17 protein-coding genes are annotated in these 23,294 nt (G+C 56.1%); 6 read left to right on the forward strand and 11 right to left on the reverse strand.

The window, feature by feature from the left end:
* Nucleotides 1-2: 2 nt before the first annotated feature.
* Complete coding sequence (locus KIH39_RS25955) at nucleotides 3-1,307, reverse strand: PQQ-binding-like beta-propeller repeat protein (protein WP_213496998.1); 1,305 nt, start codon at nucleotides 1,305-1,307, stop codon at nucleotides 3-5.
* A 203-nt stretch (nucleotides 1,308-1,510) separates the two neighbouring features.
* Between KIH39_RS25955 and ychF the strand changes: the two genes are divergently transcribed.
* Complete coding sequence (gene ychF, locus KIH39_RS25960) at nucleotides 1,511-2,614, forward strand: redox-regulated ATPase YchF (RefSeq protein ID WP_213497001.1); 1,104 nt, start codon at nucleotides 1,511-1,513, stop codon at nucleotides 2,612-2,614.
* A 15-nt stretch (nucleotides 2,615-2,629) separates the two neighbouring features.
* On the opposite strand, the gene KIH39_RS25965 is transcribed toward ychF, so the two are convergent.
* Nucleotides 2,630-3,604 carry an AAA family ATPase gene (locus KIH39_RS25965; RefSeq protein ID WP_213497003.1) on the reverse strand — a complete coding sequence of 325 codons (975 nt, stop codon included), beginning with the start codon at nucleotides 3,602-3,604 and terminating at the stop codon, nucleotides 2,630-2,632.
* Between the two features lie 91 nt (nucleotides 3,605-3,695).
* Between KIH39_RS25965 and KIH39_RS25970 the strand changes: the two genes are divergently transcribed.
* Nucleotides 3,696-4,115, forward strand: coding sequence for a metallopeptidase family protein (locus KIH39_RS25970; protein ID WP_213497005.1), 420 nt, complete (start codon nucleotides 3,696-3,698; stop codon nucleotides 4,113-4,115).
* On the forward strand, nucleotides 4,115-5,989 hold the full coding sequence (locus KIH39_RS25975) for a 1-acyl-sn-glycerol-3-phosphate acyltransferase (RefSeq protein ID WP_213497007.1): 1,875 nt from the start codon (nucleotides 4,115-4,117) through the stop codon (nucleotides 5,987-5,989). The genes KIH39_RS25970 and KIH39_RS25975 overlap by 1 nt, the downstream gene beginning before the upstream one ends.
* Before the next feature lie 2 nt (nucleotides 5,990-5,991).
* On the opposite strand, the gene KIH39_RS25980 is transcribed toward KIH39_RS25975, so the two are convergent.
* Both KIH39_RS25980 and KIH39_RS25985 read right to left on the reverse strand, forming a co-directional pair.
* Nucleotides 5,992-6,294, reverse strand: a complete 303-nt coding sequence (locus tag KIH39_RS25980) for a hypothetical protein (protein ID WP_213497009.1) — start codon at nucleotides 6,292-6,294, stop codon at nucleotides 5,992-5,994.
* 112 nt (nucleotides 6,295-6,406) lie between these two features.
* Nucleotides 6,407-6,862: a tRNA (cytidine(34)-2'-O)-methyltransferase gene (locus tag KIH39_RS25985; RefSeq protein WP_213497011.1), complete on the reverse strand. Its 456-nt coding sequence runs from the start codon at nucleotides 6,860-6,862 to the stop codon at nucleotides 6,407-6,409.
* Between the two features lie 153 nt (nucleotides 6,863-7,015).
* Here KIH39_RS25985 and KIH39_RS25990 point away from each other — a divergent pair, with 153 nt between their 5' ends.
* From KIH39_RS25990 to KIH39_RS26000, 3 genes are all read left to right on the forward strand, one after another.
* Nucleotides 7,016-9,349, forward strand: coding sequence for an FtsK/SpoIIIE family DNA translocase (locus tag KIH39_RS25990; protein ID WP_246539435.1), 2,334 nt, complete (start codon nucleotides 7,016-7,018; stop codon nucleotides 9,347-9,349).
* A gap of 86 nt (nucleotides 9,350-9,435) precedes the next feature.
* The gene (gene cmk, locus KIH39_RS25995) at nucleotides 9,436-10,092 is read left to right on the forward strand and encodes a (d)CMP kinase (RefSeq protein WP_213497013.1); all 657 of its coding nucleotides are present in this window, start codon (nucleotides 9,436-9,438) and stop codon (nucleotides 10,090-10,092) included.
* Nucleotides 10,077-10,739, forward strand: a complete 663-nt coding sequence (locus tag KIH39_RS26000) for a lysophospholipid acyltransferase family protein (protein ID WP_213497016.1) — start codon at nucleotides 10,077-10,079, stop codon at nucleotides 10,737-10,739. The genes cmk and KIH39_RS26000 overlap by 16 nt, the downstream gene beginning before the upstream one ends.
* Nucleotides 10,740-10,931: 192 nt before the next feature.
* Here the strand turns inward: KIH39_RS26000 and hisG are convergent, their stop codons facing one another.
* The 7 genes from hisG to rplK form a co-directional block, all read right to left on the reverse strand.
* Entirely contained in the window at nucleotides 10,932-11,825 is an 894-nt protein-coding gene (hisG, locus tag KIH39_RS26005) for an ATP phosphoribosyltransferase (protein ID WP_213497018.1), read from the reverse strand.
* 96 nt (nucleotides 11,826-11,921) lie between these two features.
* Nucleotides 11,922-16,325 carry a DNA-directed RNA polymerase subunit beta' gene (gene rpoC, locus KIH39_RS26010; protein WP_213497020.1) on the reverse strand — a complete coding sequence of 1,468 codons (4,404 nt, stop codon included), beginning with the start codon at nucleotides 16,323-16,325 and terminating at the stop codon, nucleotides 11,922-11,924.
* Nucleotides 16,326-16,526: 201 nt separating this feature from the next.
* Complete coding sequence (gene rpoB, locus KIH39_RS26015) at nucleotides 16,527-20,276, reverse strand: DNA-directed RNA polymerase subunit beta (RefSeq protein ID WP_213497021.1); 3,750 nt, start codon at nucleotides 20,274-20,276, stop codon at nucleotides 16,527-16,529.
* 453 nt (nucleotides 20,277-20,729) lie between these two features.
* Nucleotides 20,730-21,134 (reverse strand): 50S ribosomal protein L7/L12, encoded by a 405-nt coding sequence (gene rplL, locus KIH39_RS26020; RefSeq protein ID WP_213497022.1) that lies wholly within the window; start codon nucleotides 21,132-21,134, stop codon nucleotides 20,730-20,732.
* An 85-nt stretch (nucleotides 21,135-21,219) separates the two neighbouring features.
* On the reverse strand, nucleotides 21,220-21,774 hold the full coding sequence (gene rplJ, locus KIH39_RS26025) for a 50S ribosomal protein L10 (RefSeq protein WP_213497024.1): 555 nt from the start codon (nucleotides 21,772-21,774) through the stop codon (nucleotides 21,220-21,222).
* 85 nt (nucleotides 21,775-21,859) lie between these two features.
* Nucleotides 21,860-22,675 carry a 50S ribosomal protein L1 gene (gene rplA / locus KIH39_RS26030; RefSeq protein ID WP_213497026.1) on the reverse strand — a complete coding sequence of 272 codons (816 nt, stop codon included), beginning with the start codon at nucleotides 22,673-22,675 and terminating at the stop codon, nucleotides 21,860-21,862.
* Nucleotides 22,676-22,764: 89 nt separating this feature from the next.
* Complete coding sequence (gene rplK, locus KIH39_RS26035; protein ID WP_213497028.1) at nucleotides 22,765-23,229, reverse strand: 50S ribosomal protein L11; 465 nt, start codon at nucleotides 23,227-23,229, stop codon at nucleotides 22,765-22,767.
* Between the last annotated feature and the right edge of the window lie 65 nt (nucleotides 23,230-23,294).

The raw sequence follows: 23,294 nt of genomic DNA on the forward strand, positions 1-23,294 counted from the left end.
GGCTACTTCTTCAGATCGTAGCAGTAAATGAACTCCTGATCACGAAGATAGAGTTTTCCACCGGAAATCACCGGCTGCGTCCAGTTCTCCCCGCTGGGAAGCCGGTTGGCCGACTGGCGGGGCAGTTTTAATCGGCCTTTCTCGGTCCACCCCTTGGGGCTGGCTTCAATTAATACGACCACGCCGCCGCGCTCGGCCTGGCAATAGAGCATACCGTCGGCGTAGGCGATGGAGCCGCGGCCGAGCGAGTCTTTATCGTCCCAGAGATTTTTTCCGGTTTTAAATTCCTGGCAGAACCAGCCCTTGTTTTCCGAATGGCCGTACAAATAGCCATCGACGATTACCATGCCGCCATCGCGATTTTCGACGTTTTTGTTTGAGAAGATTTTGTGCACGGTGAATTGCCCTTTTTCCAGAGCGATCTGAATGAGATCGCAGCCCTGACCGAACCCGACGCTCGAAAAAATGTAGTCATCCTGAAGGATCGGCGTGGCTACCACCACATCGTCATAAGGGGTTTCCCGTTTGTACCTCCACAATAGCTTGCCGTCTTTGGCTGATATGCCAACGATTCCGGAATTGAGAACTTGGATAAATTGCCGTACCCCACCAAGATCCGCCACTACCGGCGAGGAATAACTGGCTTGCTCGGCCACTTGCATCGATTGCCAGACCAATTCACCGGAGGATTTTTTCAGGGCGATCATCAAACCTTTTTTACCTCCGCAGGAGCAGATAAGGTTTTCACCATCGACGAGCGGTGCGGCCGCGTAGCCCCAACCCAGAGGTGTGGGTTCTTCGGTTCCGCCGCCGATCGGGTTCACTTCGCCGCCGAAATCTCGCGGGAGATTTTTCCGCCAGCGCTCGCTTCCCGATTTTCGATCGACACAAACCAGATCGCCGTTGCCGCCCAGGGCGTAGACCGAATCGCCGTCGACCGTGGGCGAAACATTTGGCCCGCGATTCCACTTGTTGCCTTGCCATTTGAACAGCGGGCCGATCTTGGCCTGCCAGATTTCCGTTGGGGTTTCCTTGGAGAGATCGAGACAAATGACGAATTCCGTATTTCCCCGGCCGACGGAGGTGTACAAATTGGTTCCCACAATCACCGGCCCAGCGTAGCCGACACCGGCTTTGTCGAAAGTCCAGAGCAGCTTGGGGCCGTTTTGGGGCCATTCTTTCAATAAGCCGGTTTCGCTCGATTTCCCATCGCGGTGCATTCCTCGGAATTGTGGCCAGTCTTCCGCCAGGGTAGCGGCCGGGGTGAAAGATACGAGGATTGATACCCAGAGAAGCACGCGGTACATTTTTAAGCCCTCTTTGATGCGGTCGAGGAAGCGGCGGAGCTAATAGTTCTTTAGCAATTCTGATGGGGATCATGTTGAGATTTCGTGAAATTGCACCATGACAGCCGCTGGGAGCGCTTTCTCTTCTCGACTAATCGCCAGTAGAGTCTTATAAAAATTTGTTCGGTATCTTTCTTGTAACACGCATGGTCTGGGGAAGCACGATGGGCTTTAAGTGTGGTATTGTCGGTTTGCCGAACGTCGGAAAATCGACCCTGTTTAATGCCCTGTTATCGACCATGCAGGCGGAAGCCGCCAACTATCCTTTTTGCACCATCGAACCGAATCTGGGCCGGGTCCAGGTCCCCGATGATCGGCTGCAGAAATTAGCTGCCATTGCCGGTTCGGCCACCATCATTCCCACCCAATTGGAATTCGTGGATATCGCCGGTCTGGTGCGCGGGGCCAGCAAAGGGGAAGGGCTCGGTAACAAGTTTCTTTCCCACATCCGTGAGGTCGATGCGATTCTCTATGTTCTGCGCTGCTTCGAGGATGGCGACATTGTCCACGTCGAGAATAATATCGATCCGTTGCGCGATGCCGAGATCGTGGAAACCGAACTGATGCTGGCCGACCTGGAAAGCGTCGAGAAGCGGCTGCCGCCGTTGCAGAAACGAGCCAAGGGGGGCGACGTCGAGGCCATTGAACAAGTTACTGTGATGGAGAGGGTGTTGAAGGCCGTGGCGGAGGGTAAGCCGGCGCGCTCGATTGAAATCAAGAATGCGAGTGAGAAGAAAGCGCTGGAGATGCTGCATCTCCTGACCTCCAAGCCGATTCTGTTCATCTGCAACGTCGATGAAGGGTCCGCGGCGACCGGCAACTCTCTCTCGGCCAAGGTGGAAGAAATGGCCAAGAAGCGAAATGCTCCCTGTGTAGTCATTTCTGCTCGAATCGAAGCGGAAATCTCGATGCTGCAGAGCGATCAGGAAAAGAAAGAGTTTCTGGATTCGCTCGGGCTGCCCGAGACCGGTTTGTCGCGGATCATCAAAGCCGGGTACTCGCTGCTCGATTTGGTGACTTATTTCACGGTCGGGCCGAAGGAAGCGCGGGCGTGGACGATCCCGATTGGAACTACCGCACCGCAGGCGGCCGGGGTGATTCATACCGATTTCGAGCGAGGTTTCATTCGGGCCGAGACGATTGCCTACCCCGATTACGTCGAACACAACGGCGAGTCGGGAACCAAGAAGGCCGGGAAGTTCCGGCTGGAAGGCAAAGAGTACATCGTGCAGGATGGCGATGTGCTGCACTTCCGTTTTAACGTTTAAACGTCTCCGCCCGTATTAGGGAATCGGCAGCTTCCCGAGAATCGCTTTCACCACGTCATCCGGTTTCTTCTCCTGCGATTCGCCTTCGTAGGACATGACAATGCGATGGCGAAGCACATCGTAACTCAGGCTGCGAATATCATCCGGATTCACATAGTCGCGACCGGCCAGCAGGGCCTGAGCTTTGGCGATGCGGGCCAGGGCGATGGTGGCTCGCGGGCTGGCACCGAATTGAATCCAGCCGCCGATGTCGAGTTGGTACTCTTCGGGATGCCGGGTCGCCCGGACGACGTCGACGATATAGTTTTTTAATTTGGGATCGAGATGGATCAAATCCACCGCTGCTCGTAACTGCTTCAATTCTTCCAGGCCCATAACTGGCTCGAGTTTCGGCGGGTTGGCGATGGGGGCCTGTCTATCGAGAATTTGCAGTTCTTCGTCCCGGCTTGGATAGCCGACCACCGCTTTTAGAAGAAATCGATCGAGCGATGCCTCAGGAAGTGGATAAGTCCCTTCCTGATCGATGGGGTTCTGAGTGGCCAGAACGAGAAACGGCTCGGGAAGCGGAAAAGTCGTTTCGCCGATGGTGACCTGTCGTTCCTGCATGGCTTCCAGCAGGGCCGACTGGACTTTGGCCGGGGCGCGGTTGATCTCATCGGCGAGTAAGATTCCGGCGAAGATTGGCCCCTTGCGGATGCGAAATTCCCCGGTCTGCGGCTGATAGATCTGCGTGCCCAGAATGTCGGCTGGCAGAAGATCCGGCGTAAATTGAACGCGATGGAAGGGAAGATTCAATAGACTGGCGAGGGTTCGGATGGCCAGAGTTTTGGCAAGCCCGGGCAATCCTTCGAGCAGCATGTGCCCATCCGAGAGCAAGACGACCATCAGTTTCTGGAAAAGTGGCTTCTGGCCGACGACCAATCGGGAGAAGTTCGCTTCCAGTTTATCCAGTTGGGTCTGAATCTCTTCCCGTAACTTTGCTGAAGACATATTTTCCCGATTCTTAGGGGGTTGGGTGAGCGCTGCGTGTCCCGACCGCTTTGCTTTCTATAATCCGTTGTAGGCGATACCGGGACAAGGCATGACCCTGAAAGAATTCGAAAAGACCGTTCGAGACGTCATGGAATCCCTGCCGTCGGAATTCTATCCGTTGATGGAAAATGTCACGGTGGAAGTGGCGGAAGAGCCGGATCGGGAGTTGCTGGAACGGGCGGGATTTACCGAAGAGGAGATTCAGGAGGGGGATTCTCTCCTGGGTTTATTCGATCCGATGGAATTGCCTTCGCCCTGGTCGGGGGAAGCCATCGATACTCAGGATATGCCGCATACGCTCTGGATATTTAAGAACCCCCACGAAGAAGAATTCCCCGATCCAAAGAGGCTGAGGATAGAGATTCGCAAAACGGTGATCCACGAACTGGCCCACCATTTCGGCTTCACCGAACGGGACCTTCAGAAGTTTGACGATAACCCCAACCCTTTTTCGAAAGAGCAGGACTGATGCCGTCATCGGAAGCAACCGCCGCAAGAAATTCCATTTTGTGGTTATGGCTGGCCAGCTTCGGCCGGGCGGCGGGGGAAAATGCGATTCGCGTTCTGATGCTGCGAAACCTCATTACCCGCGGTACGCCCGAAGAGTCGATGGTGAGCTCCTGCCGACTTCTATTTTTCTGGCTGGTGTTCGCCTGCTTGCCCGCTCTGGTACTTGCACCGCTGATCGGCGGCGTGGCGACCGGCCGTCCGCGGCGCGCGGTTCTGCTGGGCGGAACTCTCGCGGCGTTAGGGGTCATCGTTTTCTGCACATTCACCAAAGGGCCCTTGCTCAGCCTGGCCGGGGTGCTGGCGGTGGAATCGGTATTTTTTGCCTGTATCCGTTTCTCCGCGATAGCCCCTCTGACTAAACAAGCACGTTTGTCCGTATTGATGATTCAAGGGTTGATGCTCATTGCCACGCTCGGCGGGATGTTTCTCGGCTTCGAATATTCGTACGGTTTCGATCCCGAATTGAAGGTGCCGGAAGCCTCCCTACCTGAAGGATTGCAATTAGCTCTTGCCGGCTACACCCTGGCCTTTGTCGCGCTCTTATTTCTGAAACTCCCGGCGGAGGAAGGGAACTTCCTCCAGGAGGGCTTGATTGTCCCCTTTGTTCGGGCGGCCATCGGATCCCTGCGGGTGAAGTTGTTGCGGCGCAGTCTGATCGCTCTGACGCTCCTGTTTGCTTTACAGATGCTCAATTTCGTAATGATCTATTCGATTGAGAAGGATGCGGACGAGTATTACTATCCTCTGGCCATTTTGATCGGCGTGGTTTGTGCGATGTTCTTCGATCATCCGTTTCGCTGTCTGGCGGTACTACCGGTGACCTCGCTGTTGGCAGTCGGGGTAGTGATTTGGGGCATGAGTTCGGGCGATTGGCAATGGCCCGGTCTGATTCTGGGGGGTCTGATCGGTTTTTGTTCCCTGGCTCCACTCACGCAACTCCACATCCATTCCCCGAATTCGCAGCGCGGCCGGATTTTCGCTTTTGCGTTCTCGCTCTGTGCCATCGTCACATTGCTCTGTTGCATTGCACTTTTGAAGTACGAGCGGAATCCCGATCTGGGCCGGCACGACGTCGGATACGTCCTCCTGGCCGTGGCGGGAATTTTTGCCCTATTTAGCTGGGTCGCTTTTATGCGGCCTTTTGTGGAAGGGGTGACCGACTTGTGTCTGACGCCGTTTTACCGAATCCAGGCGGTGGGCGAGGATCTGTACGACATGCCCGCGAACGGCGCGATGCTGGTAATAGCTAATCACGCCGCCTGGTTCGATCCTTTATGGCTGGCTAAGGTGCTACCCCGACCGACGACACCCATGATGACCGCATCGTTTTACGATCTGCCGGTCATCTCTTTTCTGATGCGAAAAGTCATCGGTACCATTCGCGTGCCGGAGATCGCGGTGAGGCGGGAAGCTCCCGAGATTCAGGAAGCAATCCAGGCTCTGGACCGTCAGGAGTGCGTCGTTCTGTTTCCCGAAGGCTATCTGCGCCGCAAAGAGGAACAACCGATCCGCCGGTTCGGTCGGGGGGTCTGGCAGATTGTTTCCGCCAAGCCCGAGCTACCGGTCTATGCCTGCTGGATCGAGGGGAGTTGGGGCAGCTTCTTTTCCTATATGAATGGCAAGCCGACCAAGAACAAGAAGTTTGATCGCTTGCGGAAAATTCGCATTGCCGTGAGGAAGATCGAACCGTTATTGCCGGAAACCCGGGCCAGTCACATGGCCACCCGACAGGCGCTGCTAGCCGAAGTGGTGAAATGCCGGGAGCTTCTGGGATTGCCCGACGTCAAACTGACGGCTTCCATGGAAGTTGAGGGGAAAGAGGGCGAGGGATAAGCTCAGGCCGCTTTCGACAGAGCTTCCACGCTGGGGCATTCGCTCAACTTCACTTCGTGAAATTTCTTCCCCGTGGAATCGTAAAACAAAATCCGATTCTCGGACTCGGCAAAAATGGCCGAGTTCCGCATCGCCCGAACTCCTTTGAGATGAAACATCCAGCCACATTCCCGGCCGTGACGGGTGATTGTGGAGCGGTAGAGGGCACTTTGCCTCGGATCGAGATTGTCGCGCTGGCAGAGCACCTCGCGCACGTACTCTTCGAGTTTGCTTTCCGTTGGCAGGGCAATAACTGGCGCATCCATCGCGGTTGAATCTCCGATCCCTCGAACTGATGGAGGAATCGGTTATTGCGGTCGTTGGCGTGGCGAGGAAAGTGTGGGAGAAGGGGATCGAAGCGGCCGGAGAGTTCCGGTTCTACCAGTTATTCACTTGGCGCAGCGCTTCGTACAAAACTATACCCGCGGAGGTGGCCAGATTGATGCTGCGGACTTTACCGGTTGGCATGGGTATACCGAATGTACGGCTTCGAAACCGATCTAGAATCGTGGCCGGTAGGCCACTCGATTCGTTGCCGAAAAGCAGGCAATCGCCGTCCTCAAATCGGGCCTGGGTGTAGTACTGTTCGCCGTTGGTTTCGATGCAGAGAATTTTTTCGGGGGGGATCGCCCGTTCGAATTCCTCAAAAGAATCGTGGAAAACGAGATCCACCGATTCCCAGTAATCCAGGCCGGCCCTCCGAAGACTTTTGGCATCGGTACGAAACCCGAGTCGGCCGATCAGGTGAAGCCGGGAGCCAGTAGCGGCACAGAGCCGTGCAATATTTCCGGTATTCGGCGGGATCTCCGGCTCCCAGAGAGCCACGTGCATCATTCCTAGCGGTCCTGCTGCGAGTAACGAAAACCATTGTTGTAGCGATTCGGCGTCGGTTGCCTCGGTTCTTAGAGGGGGATAAATTCCCGAACTGGCCGCGTGCACTTCTCTCAGGGGAAAGAATAGTCTGGATCATCGTCGGAGCATGGCCACATGAAGGATGCACACCCCGAAGTGCCTCGAAAGTCTATCGATCTTACCGCCGCGTTGTTCCTGGCCTATGGCCTGGTTCTTACGGGCCTATTGTTCGTGCAGAATACCACACGGTCGAACTCTCTGCCGGCCTTTCTGCCCAACCCGGCCGGCCAGTTTCTGGACTGGCCGAATCAATACCTGTTCAACTCGCTCGGCTTCGCTGCTTATGGCCTGGCCGGAATCTGGATTCTGGTGGGCCTGATTGGCTTCTGGCGAACGAGTATGATTCGCTGGGTCTCTCGAGCCCTCGGCTGGTTCTCCCTGGTTTTTATCAGTACGGTCATTCTGCATCGGATCGACACCTTTTCGACGCAGCCCAGTTCCAAGGGGGCCGGCGGAAGCGTCGGCAGTTATCTGGTCACGATGCTTGCCGAGCAATTTGGTCAGATCGGTTTCTGGGTGGTTACCTCCGGGGCAATCTTCGGAGCGTTGAGTCTTGGCTGGCCGGAGCTTTTGCGCTGGCTGGGACGTCGTCTTCAGGATTCGCTCGATGCTCTGGCCTGGAGTCTCGTGCAGTTCAGCCGGGCTATATCGCCGCGCATGCGATCCAAGTTGATTGCTTTGAACCCCTCAACACCCGTAGTGGCCGGGGCTAAAAAGAAGGCTGGCAGTGCCGAGGAAATCCAGATTCTTCCCTTGCGACCGCGCGCGACGGTGCCGATCAATCCGAAGAACAAGGAACCGAAGAAGGCCTCGGTACCGGTCAAATCCGCCACGCAGGATATCGTGCCGTTTTCGCCGCCGATGCCCAAGAATCAGCCCCCGGTGGTCGAATATTCTCTGCCGCCTCTGAGCCTTCTGGAAGATGCGGTGACGCCGACGCAGGTCGACAAACCGGAACAGCTGCAATCGACGGCCCAGCTTTTGGAGCAAACCTTCGCCGAGTTTGGTGTGAAGGTCAGCGTGATCGGCATTCACACGGGCCCCGTCATCACTCAGTTCGAAATTGCTCTTGATACCGGGCTCCGACTCTCCAAGGTGACTGCGCTGGCGGATGACCTGGCTTTGAAGCTGGAAGTTCGCTCGATCCGTATCGTGCCGATGCAGGGCAAGAATACCGTCGGCGTGGAAGTGCCGAATAAGCACCGGGCGATCGTCCGCATCAAGGAATTGGTAACCTCGGCCGAGGAAAAGATCGCTAAGTGTAAGCTTCCATTATTTCTGGGTCGGGATAACGAAGGCGGGCCGCTCATTTATGACCTGGCCGAGATGCCGCACTTGCTGGTTGCTGGGCGAACGGGTACCGGGAAATCGGTCTGCTTGAACTCGATTATTCTGAGCTTGTTGCTGACGCGCCGACCAGACGAATGCAAGATGATCATGATCGATCCCAAGAAGGTCGAATTGGCCGAGTATGGTCGGTTGCCGCACCTGATGCATCCGGTGGTGACCGATTCCAAGAAGTCGGAAACCATCCTGTCCTGGGCCGTCGATAAGATGGAGGAACGCTACGAACTGCTCCGACGAGCCCGCGTTCGAAATATTTCCACTTATAACGAGCTTTCTTACGAAGAAATTGTGTCGCGGGTGCAGCCGATCAGCGAAGAGGATTACGCGAAGATCCCGACGTTTATGCCCTATATCGTCATCGTCGTCGATGAAGTTGGCGATCTGCTGATGGAGATGAAGAAGGAAGTGGAAGGGCACATCATCCGATTGGCTCAGAAGTCGCGGGCATCGGGCATCCACCTGATTCTGACAACGCAACGGCCGACGGTGGACGTGATTACTGGCTTGATCAAATCCAACCTTCCCGCCCGGATCTGTTTCCAGGTGGCCAGCCGCATGGATAGCCGGGTGGTTCTCGATGAGATGGGGGCGGAGAAACTGCTCGGTAAGGGGGATATGCTCTTCCTGCAGCCGAATACCAGCAGCATCGTTCGGGCGCAAGGGGCTTATGCGAGCGATCCGGAAATCAATCGGATCGTGGCTGAGTTGGAAGTGGAGAATCCGGTCTACGATGCGGAGCTATTGAATCTGAAGAATCGCAGCGAGGAGGGCGATTCCGAAGGCGCCTCCGCTCCGGATACAGCCAATATCAAACAACGGGATAAATTATTCGATTCCGCAGTGGAAATCGTAGTACGCGAAGGGCGCGGCAGCGTTTCGCTGTTGCAGCGGGCGCTGGGTATTGGATATGGCCGGGCAGCGCGTCTTATCGATATGATGGCCGAGGCGGGCATCGTGGGCGAATACAACGGGGCCCAGGCTCGCGAAGTGCTGTTCACGGCCGAGCAGTGGGCGATGCAGAACCAATCGGATTCGGAAAGCGATCTGGCCGAAAGTGCCTGAAGCGATAGGACTTAGGCAGTTTTTATCCGGGCGGGAATTCATTTCGCTCGCTGGGACATGAATAAATTCCCTTCTACAATATTCGAATGATTGTCACCATCGATGGACCTGCCGGATCGGGAAAGAGTACCGCCGCACGGGCTCTGGCTAAAAAGATCGGCTACGAATTTCTGGATACCGGTGCGATGTACCGGGCCGTGGCTTACTATTGCCTTTGCAATTCAATTCCCTGGGAAGATCATTCGGCGGTGGCCGCGGCATTGCCGAAAATTCAGCTCGATATGCCGCTGGGTCGAATATTGCTGAACGGAGTCGATGTCAGTCAGGAGATCCGATCCTCCCAGATGGCGGAAGGATCCTCTAAGGTGGCTGTGATCCATGCCGTTCGAGAGTTTCTGGTGGCTCAGCAACAGGCTATTGGGCGTGGTCGTCGAATCGTAACCGAGGGACGCGATCAGGGGACGGTTGTCTTTCCCGAGGCTGAGTTGAAAGTGTTTCTGGTGGCTTCGCCGGAGTCTCGAGCCCGACGCCGTTTCGAAGATCTTCAGAAGCGGGGGGAAACGGTCAGTTTCGAAGATGTTCTCAAAAAACAATATGAACGGGATAAACGGGATTCGGAGCGGGCGGAAGGGCGATTAGTGGCGGCCAGTGATGCACTAACTCTCGACACAACCGACATGTCCATCGAAGAGGTAATCGAACTCCTAATCCGCGAGGTCGAAAAACGATGTCCCCGTGGTTAGCGCGCCGGTGGTACGATTGCGTTTTCTGGTCGAGCTTCGTGGGGTTCGGTTTCGGTCATAGCCTCCGGGTCATCGGGCGCAAAAATATGCCCGAAAGCGGCCCGGTGCTGGTTATTGCCAATCATCAGTCCTATCTCGATCCGGTACTCGTCGGTTTGGCTTCGCGGCGATACCTCGCGTATCTCGCCCGGGAATCGCTATTTCGCAATCGTTTTTTTAAAGGGCTGATCGAGAGTTTGGATGCCTTACCCATCGATAATAAGGGGTTGGGTAAAGAAGGACTGCAGGGAACGCTTTCCCTTCTGAATCGCGGCAAATGCGTGTTGGTTTTTCCCGAAGGCGAACGAACCCCCGATGGTGAAGTGCATCCATTCAAGCCGGGGATTTCGCTTTTGATCAAGAAAAATGCCGCCCCGATTGTTCCCGTGGGAATCGAAGGGGCTTTCGCGGCCTGGTCCCGTTTCAAAAAAACTCCCAGTTTCTCACCGCTGTTTTTACCGCCGAATCCGGCAACAATCGCTCTGTCCGTGGGAGAGGCGATTGATCCCAACCAGTTGAGGAATCTCAGCCGGGAGGAGAGTATTGCATTCCTTCAGCAGAAGGTGCAAATCGAGTTTCAGAAGGCTCGACAATTAAAGCGGAAATAGCCCGTTTAACCCGAAACGGAAATAACCCATTTAGCCCGAAACGTAAGTGAGGGCAATAAGAAGCGGAAATAACCCGTTACTAAGCATTCGTCGGCTGATTTCTGGGAATGGCGTCGAACTCCTTTAATATTGCCCTCATTCACATTTCGGGCTAACCAGGAGTTGGATGGATAAGTCGATATCCCGGACCGGTCACTCAATGATCTTGTTGATCGTGTATTCCACGATGCCGCGGGCACCCGCCTGATACATCTGCGGCATGATCTGTCGGACGATATCCTCATCGATGATCGTTTCCAACGCAACCCACTCGGGATCGGTCAACTGGGACACGGTCGGGCTGTTGAGCGAAGTCTTCGGGTGTTCTTTCAACACTTGCAGCACCCGATCCATCTCCGATTTGCGGACGTTCAACTTCAGGCCCACTTTGCCTTCCGCCGCCATCGCTCCCCGCAGCATCAGGATGATGTCTTCCATCTTCCTTTTCTTCCAGGGATCGGCTAAGGCCGCGGCATTGGTCACGAATTGGGTCGTACTGGTCAGAAGCTCGGCCACGATGCGGAGGTTGTTCGCTCGCAGGGAGGAACCGGTCTCGGTAACCTCCACGATCGCATCAGCCAGCTTCGGGGGTTTGACTTCGGTCGCTCCCCAGGAGAATTCGACGATGGCCTCCACGCCAAAACCGGCCAACCAGCGACGCGTAAGATTCACGACTTCCGTCGCGATCCGTTTGCCTTGAAGATCTTTGGGATGTTGAATCGGCGAGTCCGTCGGAACGGCGAGCACCCAGCGCACGGGACGTCGACTGACTTTGCTGTACATCAATTCCGCGAGCGAAATGACTTTCGCGTCGTTTTCCTGGATCCAATCGAGTCCGGTCAGACCGCAATCCAGGAGTCCATCCTGAACGTAGCGCGGCATCTCCTGAGCGCGGATTTGCGTGCAGTGAATCTCGGGATCGTCTACCGTGGGGTAATAAGAACGGCTGGTGGTCGTGATGTTGTAGCCGGCTTTACCGAACAGTTCTAAAGTGGCTTTTTCCAGACTGCCGGCCGGCAGACCCAATTTCAAAATCGAATTGCTCATACAAAAATTGCAGGCGTAAATCGCAGCTGGGAAGATCAATGAACCGCTGGTTCGCCGTTCTTGTAAACGCAAACCAGCGGCTCATGCGAAAAATTATCACTCGGTCGTGGCCAGAAGTTCCGTCGGTCCTTCGGTGGCCAGGCTTTCCGGAATGTCATCCGAGCTATCGAGAACCGGGGCGTTGATCTTCACTTCGCTATCCTGGAACAGACGGAAGCCGGTTCCGGCGGGTACGAGGTGACCCAGGATCACGTTTTCCTTCAAACCGACCAGATTGTCCACCTTGCCGGCCAGAGCCGCTTCGGTGAGCACCTTGGTCGTTTCCTGGAAGGAAGCGGCCGAGATAAAGCTATCGGACTGCACGGATGCTTTAGTAATCCCCAAAAGCACGGTCGAGCAGGTGGCCGGTTCGGGAGCCGTCTTGGTCGGCTTCTTGCCACCTTCGGCTTCCACGCGGGCCACTTCTTCTTCGTAAGCTTCCTTACTGACGATCTTGGCATCTTCGAAGATCGAATCGTTCTTGTGCTTGATCTTCACGCACTCGTTCATCAGCCGGTCGTTGACGGCCCGGAAAGTGAACTTGTCCATGACGGCCCCGGGCAGCATGTTGGTGTCGCCCATGGTTTCGACTTTCACCTTGCGAAGCATCTGGGTGACGATGACTTCGATGTGCTTGTCGTCGATATCCACGCGCTGGCTACGATAGACCTGCTGAACTTCGCGGACCAGGTAGTCCTGCACGGTTTCGATACCGCTGACGCGGAGAATATCGTGCGGAACCAAGGGGCCGAAGACCAGTGGATCGCCAGCTTTAACATATTCGCCCGTGTGGACGCGGAGCTGAGCCCCGGCGGGAACCTGATGCTCGACTTCGCTGCCGATCGGTCGGCCGGTCTTTTCGTCTTCGGGTTGAATGTAGATCAACCGCTTGCCGCGCTTCTTGTCGCCCTGGCGGATCTTACCCGAAACTTCCGACATAACGGCCGGGTTGCGGGGTCGACGAGCTTCGAAGATTTCCGTCACGCGAGGCAGACCCCCCACGATGTCCTGCGTCTTGCCCGATTCTTTCGGGGTCTTCGCCAACATCGCACCGGCGGTAACCTTATCGCCGTTCTTCACTTCGAGGTAGGCCCGTTCCGGAATGAAGTAGGCTCGCAGGGTGACGCCCTTGGAGTCTTCAATGTGGATGGTCGGGTGCAACTCGCCGCGGTGTTCCATAACGATGAATCGTTCGATACCGGTCGAGTCCTTCTCGCGGCGAATCGTTTCGCCTTCTTTCATATCCTCGAAGCGGACGCGGCCCGATTCTTCGGAGATGATCTGGGTCATGTGCGGATCCCAGCGGCACAGCACTTTGCCCAGGGGAACTTCTTCCCCTTCGCGAACCAGCAGTTCGGCCCCGTTAGGAATCGGGAAGCGTTCTGGCGAAGCATCCTTCGGCTTGGTGATGACGATTTCGCCCGTTCGCGACAGTGCGATAATCTTGCGCTGATCGTTCCCGGCAGGATCCTTGCTGACGTGTTCGACCGAAGTAATGCGCTCGAAGCTGACCACGCCGCCCTTTTTGGACTTGTGTTCGCTATCGAGGTTTTCTTCGCGAGCCACCCCACCGGAGTGGAACGTACGCATCGTCAACTGCGTGCCCGGTTCGCCGATCGATTGAGCGGCGATGATACCGACCGCCATGCCCTCTTCGACCAGAGCACCGGTCGCCAAGTCCATACCGTAGCAGAGTCGGCAGACGCCCAGAGGAGCGGTGCAGACCATCGGAGATCGTACCGTCACCTTGTCGATGCGAAGTTTTTCGATTTCCTTGGCAATTTCCGGGGTGATCATCTCGTTTTCTTTGATGACCACTTTACCGGTTTCGGGATGCAGAATCGTCTGACGGGAAACGCGGCCGCGAATCGCATCGGCGATGCCACGGTCGATTTCGTCGCCCTTGTAGTAGATACCTTTAGTGGCTTCCTGGGTGGTTCCGCAGTCGTGCATGGTGACGACCACGTTCTGGGCCACGTCGGCGAGCTTACGGGTCAGGTAACCCGAGTCCGCCGTCTTCAGCGCGGTGTCGGCCAGACCCTTACGAGCCCCGTGCGTACTCGAGAAGTATTCGAGCACCGTGAGACCTTCGCGGAAGTTCGCCTTGATAGGCGTTTCAATGATGGCTCCCGAAGGCTTGGCCATCAAACCGCGCATACCGGCCAGCTGGCGGATCTGTTCGATACCACCACGGGCACCGGAGTGAGCCATGAGGTAAATAGGATTCAGGTATGGGGCTTCTTTGCCGGTCTTGATATCGATACGGCGGTCGGCCTTCAATTCAGCCATCATCGTCTCAGTGATCTTAACGCGGGCTTCGTTCCACTGGTCGATGACCTTGTTGTAACGCTCTTTTTCGGTGATCAAGCCGCGTTCGAAGTTCTTACGAAGCTTATCGACTTCCTTATCCTTATCCTTCAGCACGCGTTCCTTGTTGTCCGGCGTCTTGAGGTCGGAGGTCGCGAACGACAGACCGGAACGGGTCGACTGCCGGAACCCCATGTCTTTCATGCGGTCGAGCAGTTCGATCGTTTCGCGACGGCCCAATAACTGGTAGCAGTCGGCGATGATGCGCGAAAGGTGCTTGCTGCTCAAAGGCAGGTCGTAGAAGGCCATCTTGGGGTGCAGGATGTCGTTGAAGATCACCCGGCCGACGGTGGTCTTGACCAGCTTGCTGGTCTTGCGGGAGAGTTCTTCGACGACGGTCTTGTCTTTTTCCAGCTTGATTTCGGTCAGCACCTTCTTTTCGAGGGGCAACCGGATCTTGATGCGGGCATGCACACCCAGTTTGTTCTGCTGGAAGGCCATGAACAGCTCGTTCGGGCTGTGGAAGATCATGCCGTCGCCCGGCTCGACCTTTTCGCCTTCTTCGCCGCGGGAAGCGGTCAGCCAGTAGCAACCCATCACGATGTCTTGCGACGGCGTGATAATCGGGTTACCGTTGGCGGGGCTGAAGATATTGTTCGTCGACATCATCAGCACCGTGGCTTCGATCTGCGCTTCGATCGACAGCGGCAAGTGCACGGCCATCTGGTCACCGTCGAAGTCGGCGTTGAAGCCTTTGCAGACCAGCGGGTGAATTCGAATTGCGTTGCCTTCGATCAGGACCGGTTCGAACGCCTGGATACCCATGCGGTGCAAGGTCGGGGCACGATTCAGCAGCACCGGGTGGGCCTGAGTGACTTCTTCGAGAATGTCGAAAACGCGATCGTCTTTCCGCTCGAGCATCTTCTTGGCCGACTTGATGGTATCGGCGTAGCCGAGCTCTTTCAGCCGGCGGATGATGAACGGCTGGAATAATTCGAGAGCGATTTTCTTGGGCAGACCGCACTGGTGAAGACGCAGTTCGGGACCGACGACGATCACCGAGCGGGCCGAGTAGTCGACGCGCTTGCCTAGAAGGTTTTCGCGGAATCGACCCTGCTTACCTTTGATCATATCGGTCAAAGATTTCAAAGGTCGGTTGCTGGAACCGAGCACGGGCCGTTTGCAGCGGTTGTTGTCGAACAGGGCATCGACGGACTGCTGAAGCATTCGCTTTTCGTTGCGAATGATCACTTCCGGAGCGTTCAGGTCGACGAGCTTCTTCAAACGGTTGTTGCGGTTGATAATGCGGCGGTAGAGATCGTTCAAGTCGGAGGTCGCGAAGTTGCCGCTATCGAGCAGCACCAAAGGACGCAGGTCGGGCGGAATGACGGGAATGCATTCCAGCACCATCCACTCGCACTTGTTCGAGCTATCGCGCAGAGCTTCAATGGTCTTGAGTCGTTTGACGAAGTCGCGCAGCTTCTGCTTGCTGGCTTTTTCCTTCTTGTTTTCCTTGTCGAGCAGGTCGCGCAGAACGTTGGATTCCTTGACCAGGTCGAGCTTTTCGAGAAGCTTCTTGATGGCCTCAGCGCCCATTTCGGCTTCGAAGGTGTCGCCGTATTCTTCGCGAGCCCGGCGGAATTCGTCTTCAGTCAGAAGCTGCCGTTCTTTGAGCTTGGTTTCGCCCGGTTCGACAACGACATAGTCCTGGAAGTAGACGATCTTTTCGAGGCTGCTGGTCTTCATGTCGAGCAGGGTGCCCAGGCGGCTGGGCATCGCTTTGAAGAACCAGATGTGAACGACGGGAGCGGCCAGTTCGATGTGGCCCATGCGCTTGCGGCGGACGCGGCTGTGCGTGACTTTCACGCCGCACTTGTCGCAAACCATGCCTTTGTACTTCATGCCGCGGTACTTACCGCAGGTACATTCCCAGTCCTTTTCCGGCCCGAAAATGCGCTCGCAGAAGAGGCCGTCTTTTTCGGGCCGATAGGTGCGGTAGTTGATCGTTTCGGGCTTCTTCACTTCACCGAAGGACCAGCTGCGGATATCGTGCGGGCTGGCCAGACTGATGCGCACCGAGCCATAGTCATTGATGCGATCGTAGTTGCTGGTATCTACTGCGGTCTGGGGGGCAACTGCTGCGGTCGTACTCATATGTAATTCCCCTCTGAAAGAGAGTGATTCAAGCGATCATTAGCGTTTATTAACAGCAAATCGAAGAGGAGCATTTCTTCGCAATAACGCTCCGCTTCGAGTCGCTGTTAAGATCCACGCAGCAGAGTGTTTATCAGGAAAAACGCTCTGCTACGCCTCAGGGTTTAACAACGGTTCGCTCTGCCACAGACGCGAACTTCACTACAGAACCCGTTTCTTTTCCAACTGCATGTTCAAGCCCAGACCTCGGATCTCGTGAGTCAACACATCGAAGCTAGCGGGCGTACCGGCTTCCAGGGTGTTTTCTCCCTTGACCATCGACTCGTAAATCTTCGTACGTCCTTCGACGTCGTCCGACTTCACGGTCAGAAGTTCCTGCAGAATGTAGGCCGCTCCGTAAGCCTCGAGCGCCCACACTTCCATTTCCCCGAAACGCTGACCGCCAAAGCGGGCTTTACCGCCCAGAGGCTGCTGCGTGATCAAGGAGTAAGGACCGGTGGCTCGGGCATGCACCTTGTCGTCGACGAGGTGATGCAGCTTGAGCATGTAGATGTAGCCGACCGTGACCGGTTGGTCGAAAGCTTCCCCGGTACGTCCGTCGTACAGCACGCTCTTGCCGGAAACCGATTCTCCGGCGTCCTTCAGGCACTGCTTAATCTCGTCTTCGGTGGCTCCGTCGAATACCGGAGTGACCGCCTTGAAGCCGAGCTTGGCCGCCGCCCAACCGAGGTGAGTCTCCAGAATCTGACCCACGTTCATACGGCTGGGAACGCCCAGCGGATTCAGCAGAATGTCGACCGGTGTACCGTCGGCCAGGAAGGGCATATCCTCTTCCGGCAGGATCTTGGAGATAACCCCCTTGTTCCCGTGCCGACCGGCCATCTTGTCGCCGACCGAAATCTGACGCTTGGTGGCCACGTATACTTTGACCATCTGCTGCACGCCGCTGGGAAGTTCATCCCCGCGATTAAGCGAGTTGATCTTCCGTTCGCGTTCTTCCGAGTAATGCAAAATCCGGTCGTTGTGGGTCTTGTGCAGCGACTTGACCTTCTCGCTCTTCGCGGGAGAGCGAACGTCGAGGTATTCGACTTTGAAAGCCACGGCCTGCTCAGCCACCACTTTGTCGTCTTTATCCGCGGCAATCTGCTTGCCGGTGGAAGGATCCTTCATGTCCTTCTTGTCGATGACTTCGGCCAGTTCGTCGGCAAACTTGCGGAACTGATCCGCAATCAGCTTGTTGTAACGAGTGTCGATGTCGCGACGTTCCTTATCGACGGCCTTGCGCTCATCGTCGGTCATACTGGCCCGGCGGCTGAACCGCTTGGTGTCGATGACGATGCCTTCGATACCCGAAGGGACTTCCAGACTGTCGTTCTTGACGTCTTCGCCTGAGCGGCCGAAGATCGCATGCAACAGCTTTTCTTCGGGCGTCAGTTCGCTGCGGCTCTTCGGAGAAACCTTACCGACGAGGATGTCGCCGGGTCGGACGTAAGTTCCGATGGCCACGACCCCATGATCGTCGAGGTTCGACAGAGCCTTGGGGCTGACGTTGGGAATATCGCGGGTGAACTCTTCCTTACCGAGCTTCGTTTCGCGAATTTCGATTTCGAACTCTTCGATGTGAATCGAAGTGTAGGTATCGTTCTTCACCAGACGTTCGCTGATGATAATCGCGTCTTCGAAGTTGTAACCTTCCCACGACATGAACGCGACCAGCACGTTCCGACCCAGGGCCAGTTCGCCTTGATAGGTGGCGGCCCCGTCGGCCATGATCTGGCCCTTCTTGACCTTGTCGCCGATGCGTACCAGCGGCTTCTGATTCAAGCAGGTTCGTTCGTTCAGGCCCACGAATTTCCGCAGCGGATATTCCTGATCGTCCACGACGATCTTCAGGGCATCGACGTAAGTGATCGTGCCGGGCTTTTCGGCCCGTACGCACATGCCCGAGTTCCGGGCCACGTCGATTTCCAGACCCGTGCCGACGATCGGAGGTTCGGTAACCAGCAAAGGCACCGCCTGCCGCTGCATGTTTGAACCCATCAAGGCGCGGTTCGCATCGTCGTGCTCGAGGAACGGGATCAAACCGGCCGAGACGCCGACCATCTGCTTCGGCGAGACGTCGATGTAATCGATCTTTTCGGGTTGGATCGTCTGGAAGTCGCCGGCGAATCGGCCGGTGATGCCGTGAACGAATTCCTTACCGTCGGTTTCCGCGTCGGCCGGGGCCACGCAGAGGCTCGTTTCCTCGTCGGCTCGCAGCCACTGAATTTCTTCGGTCAGCTTCTTGTTCTTCACCTTGCGATACGGCGTCGTCAGGAAGCCGTATTCGTCGATTCGGGAGAAGATCGAGAGGCTCGAGATCAAACCGATGTTCGTACCTTCGGGAGTCTCGATCGGACAGATTCGGCCGTAGTGGGAGATGTGCACGTCTCGCACTTCGAAGCCGGCTCGCTTGCGGTTCAAGCCCCCTGGCCCCAGGGCCGAGAGACGCCGTTCGTGAGTCAACTGCGAGAGCGGATTGGTCTGGTCGACCACCTGTGAGAGTTCCGAGCGACCGAAGAAGTATTCGATGGCGGCGGAAACGCTCTTGGGGTTGATCAGCGAACGAGGGGACATATCCTGCTGTTCACGGATCGCCATGCGCTCTTGAACGGTGCGTCGCAGCTTCAGGAAGCCCTTGCGGAGTTCGTCGGCGGCCAACTCATCGATGGTTCGCAGACGGCGATTCCCCAAGTGGTCGATGTCGTCGACCTGGAACACGGCTTCTTCCGCCTCAGTTTTTTCCTGGTCGCGGAGCTTCAGCAGATACTTGATGGCATTGACGAAATCGACCGCCCGCAGGGTCATTTCCGTTTCCGGGACGTTCTGATTGAACTTGCGGTTGATGCGGAAGCGCCCCACTTTGCCGAGCCGGTAACGGTTCGGGTCCATGAACTTCTCTTTGAAGAGCTCCTTGGCCTTCTCCAGTTGCGGCGGGTTGCCGGGACGCAGACGCTGATAGATCTTCAGCAAAGCGGCTTCGTGCGAATCGCTGCCATCTTCGACAATGGAGGCGAGGATCAGGCTATCCTTGGGCGTCGGGATGGCCGTGACTTCCTTGAGCATCGACAGCGATACTTTGTCGAGCACTTCCTTGGTGAAGGGCTCGCCGCTGTTGAGGTAGACTTCGCCGGTTTCGGGATCGATGACGTCATCTTCGGCGATCATCGGATTCACGCCATTGGCGACATCGCCGACCAGCTTGACTTTGCCGGCGGCGTTGCTGAGCTTGATGGTTTCCGGCTTGAAGAATTCGCGCAGGATCGCTGCGTTGGTGGAATAAGCGGGCTCCATCGCACGCAGCAGGGTGACTGCGGAGAATTTCCCGGATTGGTCGATACGAACGCCCAGGGTGTCTTTCTTGGTGACGTTGATTTCGATCCAGGAGCCGCGCTCGGGGATGATTCGGCAGGAGTGAAGCTTCTTATCGGCTTCCGTTTCCATGACGAAGTCGACACCGGGGGAGCGGTGGAGCTGCGAAACGACGACGCGTTCCGCACCGTTGATGATGAATTCGCCCCCGCCGATCATGATCGGCATGTCGCCCAGATAGACTTCTTCTTCGACGGCCGAGCCGTCCGATTTGCGAAGTCGCAGCCAGACTTTGAAGGGTCGGCCGTAGGTCAGCCGGAGTTGTCGGCACTCGTCGGTGTCGTAGCGCGGTTTGCCGAGTTCGTATTTGACGTACTCGAGGCTGATCTTCTTGTCGTAGGACTCGATGGGGAAGATCTCGCGCAAAACGCCTTCCAGGCCGACATTTTCGCGATCTGCAATACTCTTCTCAAGTTGCAGAAAACGATGGTACGACGTAGTTTGTACGTCGGTCAGCGGTGGAACTTCAACGGCGTCGCCGAAGCGTCCAAAGTTGCGGGTCAGTTTCGGTCGAATGATACGGTTTGCCGGGATGGGCATAGCCACGCTCCTCCCCGAGGAAAAAAGTCAAAAAAATACCCAAAAGATCCGGTATTTGAATAACGGACCTTGCGTCGATAGCCAGAATCAATTATGCATGTGTATGAAACGTGGATCCCATCGGGGGTTCGAGTGAACGCGATGGTAACTCCTGCAATAGCGACAAGGACGAAAAATCTCTGGCTGCGAGTGCCAACCAACGCGATATAGATGCACGCATTGTCACCACGGCGCTTAATAGGATGGATGCTAATCCATGAATCGATCGCAGCACTAAACTCCTTATGGAGTCCCAGTGTCACGGTGCGACAGATTCGCTTGGGGCTTTTGCGCGGCCGAACGTGCAGGCCTTAGAACGCATGCCCAGAGTTTGTCAAGTTAATAATAACAAACCCGTCCCCCCCTTTCAATAAGGGGAGGCGGGTTTTTCGTATTTTTAGAACTTTAACGCAATTACTTGATGGAGACTTTGGCGCCACCGTCTTCGAGAGACTTCTTCATCTTCTCGGCGGTAGCCTTGTCCACACCTTCCTTGACAGGTTTCGGTGCGCCTTCGACCAGATCCTTGGCTTCCTTGAGGCCCAGGCCGGTGAGTTCGCGAACGACCTTGATGATGCCGATCTTCTTCGCGGCATCGAAGCCAGCTTCGAGAACGACCGCGAATTCGGTCTGTTCGACCTTGGGTTCGGGAGCTGCAGCGGGACCAGCGGCTGCGGCCATCATCACGCCGCCACCAGCGGCGGGTTCGATCTTGTATTCGCTCTTCAGGTATTCCTTCAAAGCGACCGCTTGAATGATCGTCAGCTTGGCGATCTTATCACCAAGTTCCTTGATTTCGGCAGGAATTTCAGCAGACATCGTACTTATCCTTATCGTTAAAAATCGGCCGGTGAAGCAATCGGCCTGCGTAATAGCAAAAAAGCAGTGAACTAGTTGATAATCCTTAAGCGGCCGGAGTCGCTTCGACTCCCGCTTTGCCATCGGCGATACTGGCGATCTGGCTGGCGACCGAAGAGGCCGGTCCGGTCAGAGCCCCCGCGATTTCCGAGGCCGGGCCCATGATCATGGAGATGATCTCGCCAATGGCTTCCAGCCGGGTGGGCATTTTCATCGCCTGATCGAGCGAGACGCTATTGCCGTCCGCGACCGCGATTTTGACCTTCAGCTTGTTTTCGTCTTTGGGGTTCTTCTTGACGATATCCTTCATCAGGGCATCGACGGCCTTGCTCAGGTCCTTGATGCTATCGCCGCCCCAGGCGACCAGGGTCGTGCCCGACCAATACTTGTCGTCGACGACCACGCCGTTTTCTTTGAAGACCTTGCGAGCGAGGGTATTCTTGACCATGTGAAGGCGAACCTTCTTGGCTCGCAGGTCTCTACGGATGTTGTATTCGAGCAGCGAGCCGATTTTCTCGGGCGCCAGCAGCACCATATCCTTGACCCCGGTGAAGGTCTTGGTCAGGGCATCCAACTCCATCTTCTTGACTAGCTTGCTCATTTGCGTCTTCCGCGTATCTGGAGGCGACATTCATCGCCTGAAATTCTGAAATTCCACTGCCCGGCCAGTGGGGCAGGGCCTAAATTTAGAAACCGACGGCGATGCCCGGGCTCATGGTTGCGGAGATAGTGACGTTCTCCACATAGTTGCCCTTCACACCCGTGGGACGGGCCGCTTTCACCTGATCGACAAAAGCCGCGATGTTTTCGACCAGCTTGTCTTCATCGAAGCTCAGCTTGCCCACACCGGCGTGAACGTTGCCGCCCTTGTCCGCTCGGTACTCCACCTTACCGGCCTTGAATTCCTTGATGGCGGCGGCGATATCGCCCGAAGCCGGAATCACTGTGCCGGCCTTGGGAGTCGGCATCAAGTTACGTGGCCCGAGGACCTTACCGAGGCGGCTGACCTTGCCCATCATGTCCTGAGTCGCGATGGCGACATCGAAGTCGAGCCAGTTTTCCTTGGTGATCTTTTCGATGATATCGTCGCTGCCCGCGAAGTCGGCTCCGGCGGCTTTCGCCTTGGCCACGTTATCGCCCTGGCAGAACACAACGATGCGAACCGACTTGCCGATGCCGTGGGGCAGCGGCACGCTACCGCGAACCATCTGGTCGCTCTGCGTCGTATCCACACCCAATTTGATGTGAACTTCAACGGTCTCGTCGAACTTGGCTCGCTTGATTGACTTCAGGGTGGCGATCGCCTTCTTGACGGTCTGCCCCTTTTCCTTGCTCAGCTTGGTTTCCTGGTTCTTCAGCAGGTTTCGCAGCTTTTTGCCGCGTCGGGGCGGGACACCCGGGCGTTTCTTCTTGTTTCGACCTTCACTGGCAACGGGAGCCTGACCCGAGGGGGCCACAGTGGCAGTGGCTTCAGCTTCCGGTTTTTTTACTTCATCAGCCATGGCTTATCCAACTCTAAGGTCATTCACATTTAGCGAAAAAACCACCGCCCCTCTTTAGAGGGCTTCGCAGTGGTGTCAATAACTTCCGTTTATCCTTCGACCGTCAGGCCCATGCTGCGGGCCGTGCCCGCGATAATCCGAGCCGCATGATCGAGGTCTCGGGCGTTGAGGTCTTTCTGCTTCTTGGCGGCAATTTCCAGAAGCTGCTTCTGGGAAACTTTGAAGCCTTTGTACTTGCCGGTCTTCTTGGCTTTTTCTTCCGCCGGCAGCAGTTCGCCGCCTTTTTTCTTTTCGATCGGAATGCCAACTGCCTGCTTCAGCAGAATCGCTGCCGGCGGGCTCTTGATGGCGAATTCGAAAGAACGGTCCGAATAGACCGTGATAACCACGGGAAGCATCATGCCTTTGTTGTCCGCAGTTCGGTCGTTGAACTGCTTGACGAACATGCCGATGTTCACGCCGTGAGCACCCAAGGCGGGGCCGACCGGTGGTGCCGGAGTCGCTTGCCCGCCGGGGCATTGGAGTTTAATCTGGGCTGTTACCTGCTTGGCCATCGCTCTATTACCTGCCAAAGCTGCGTGCTTGGTGACGTTATTGGAGAATAATTCGTTTTAGAAAC

It is taken from the genome of Telmatocola sphagniphila, from assembly GCF_018398935.1.
In the GTDB taxonomy this organism is placed as follows: domain Bacteria; phylum Planctomycetota; class Planctomycetia; order Gemmatales; family Gemmataceae; genus Telmatocola; species Telmatocola sphagniphila.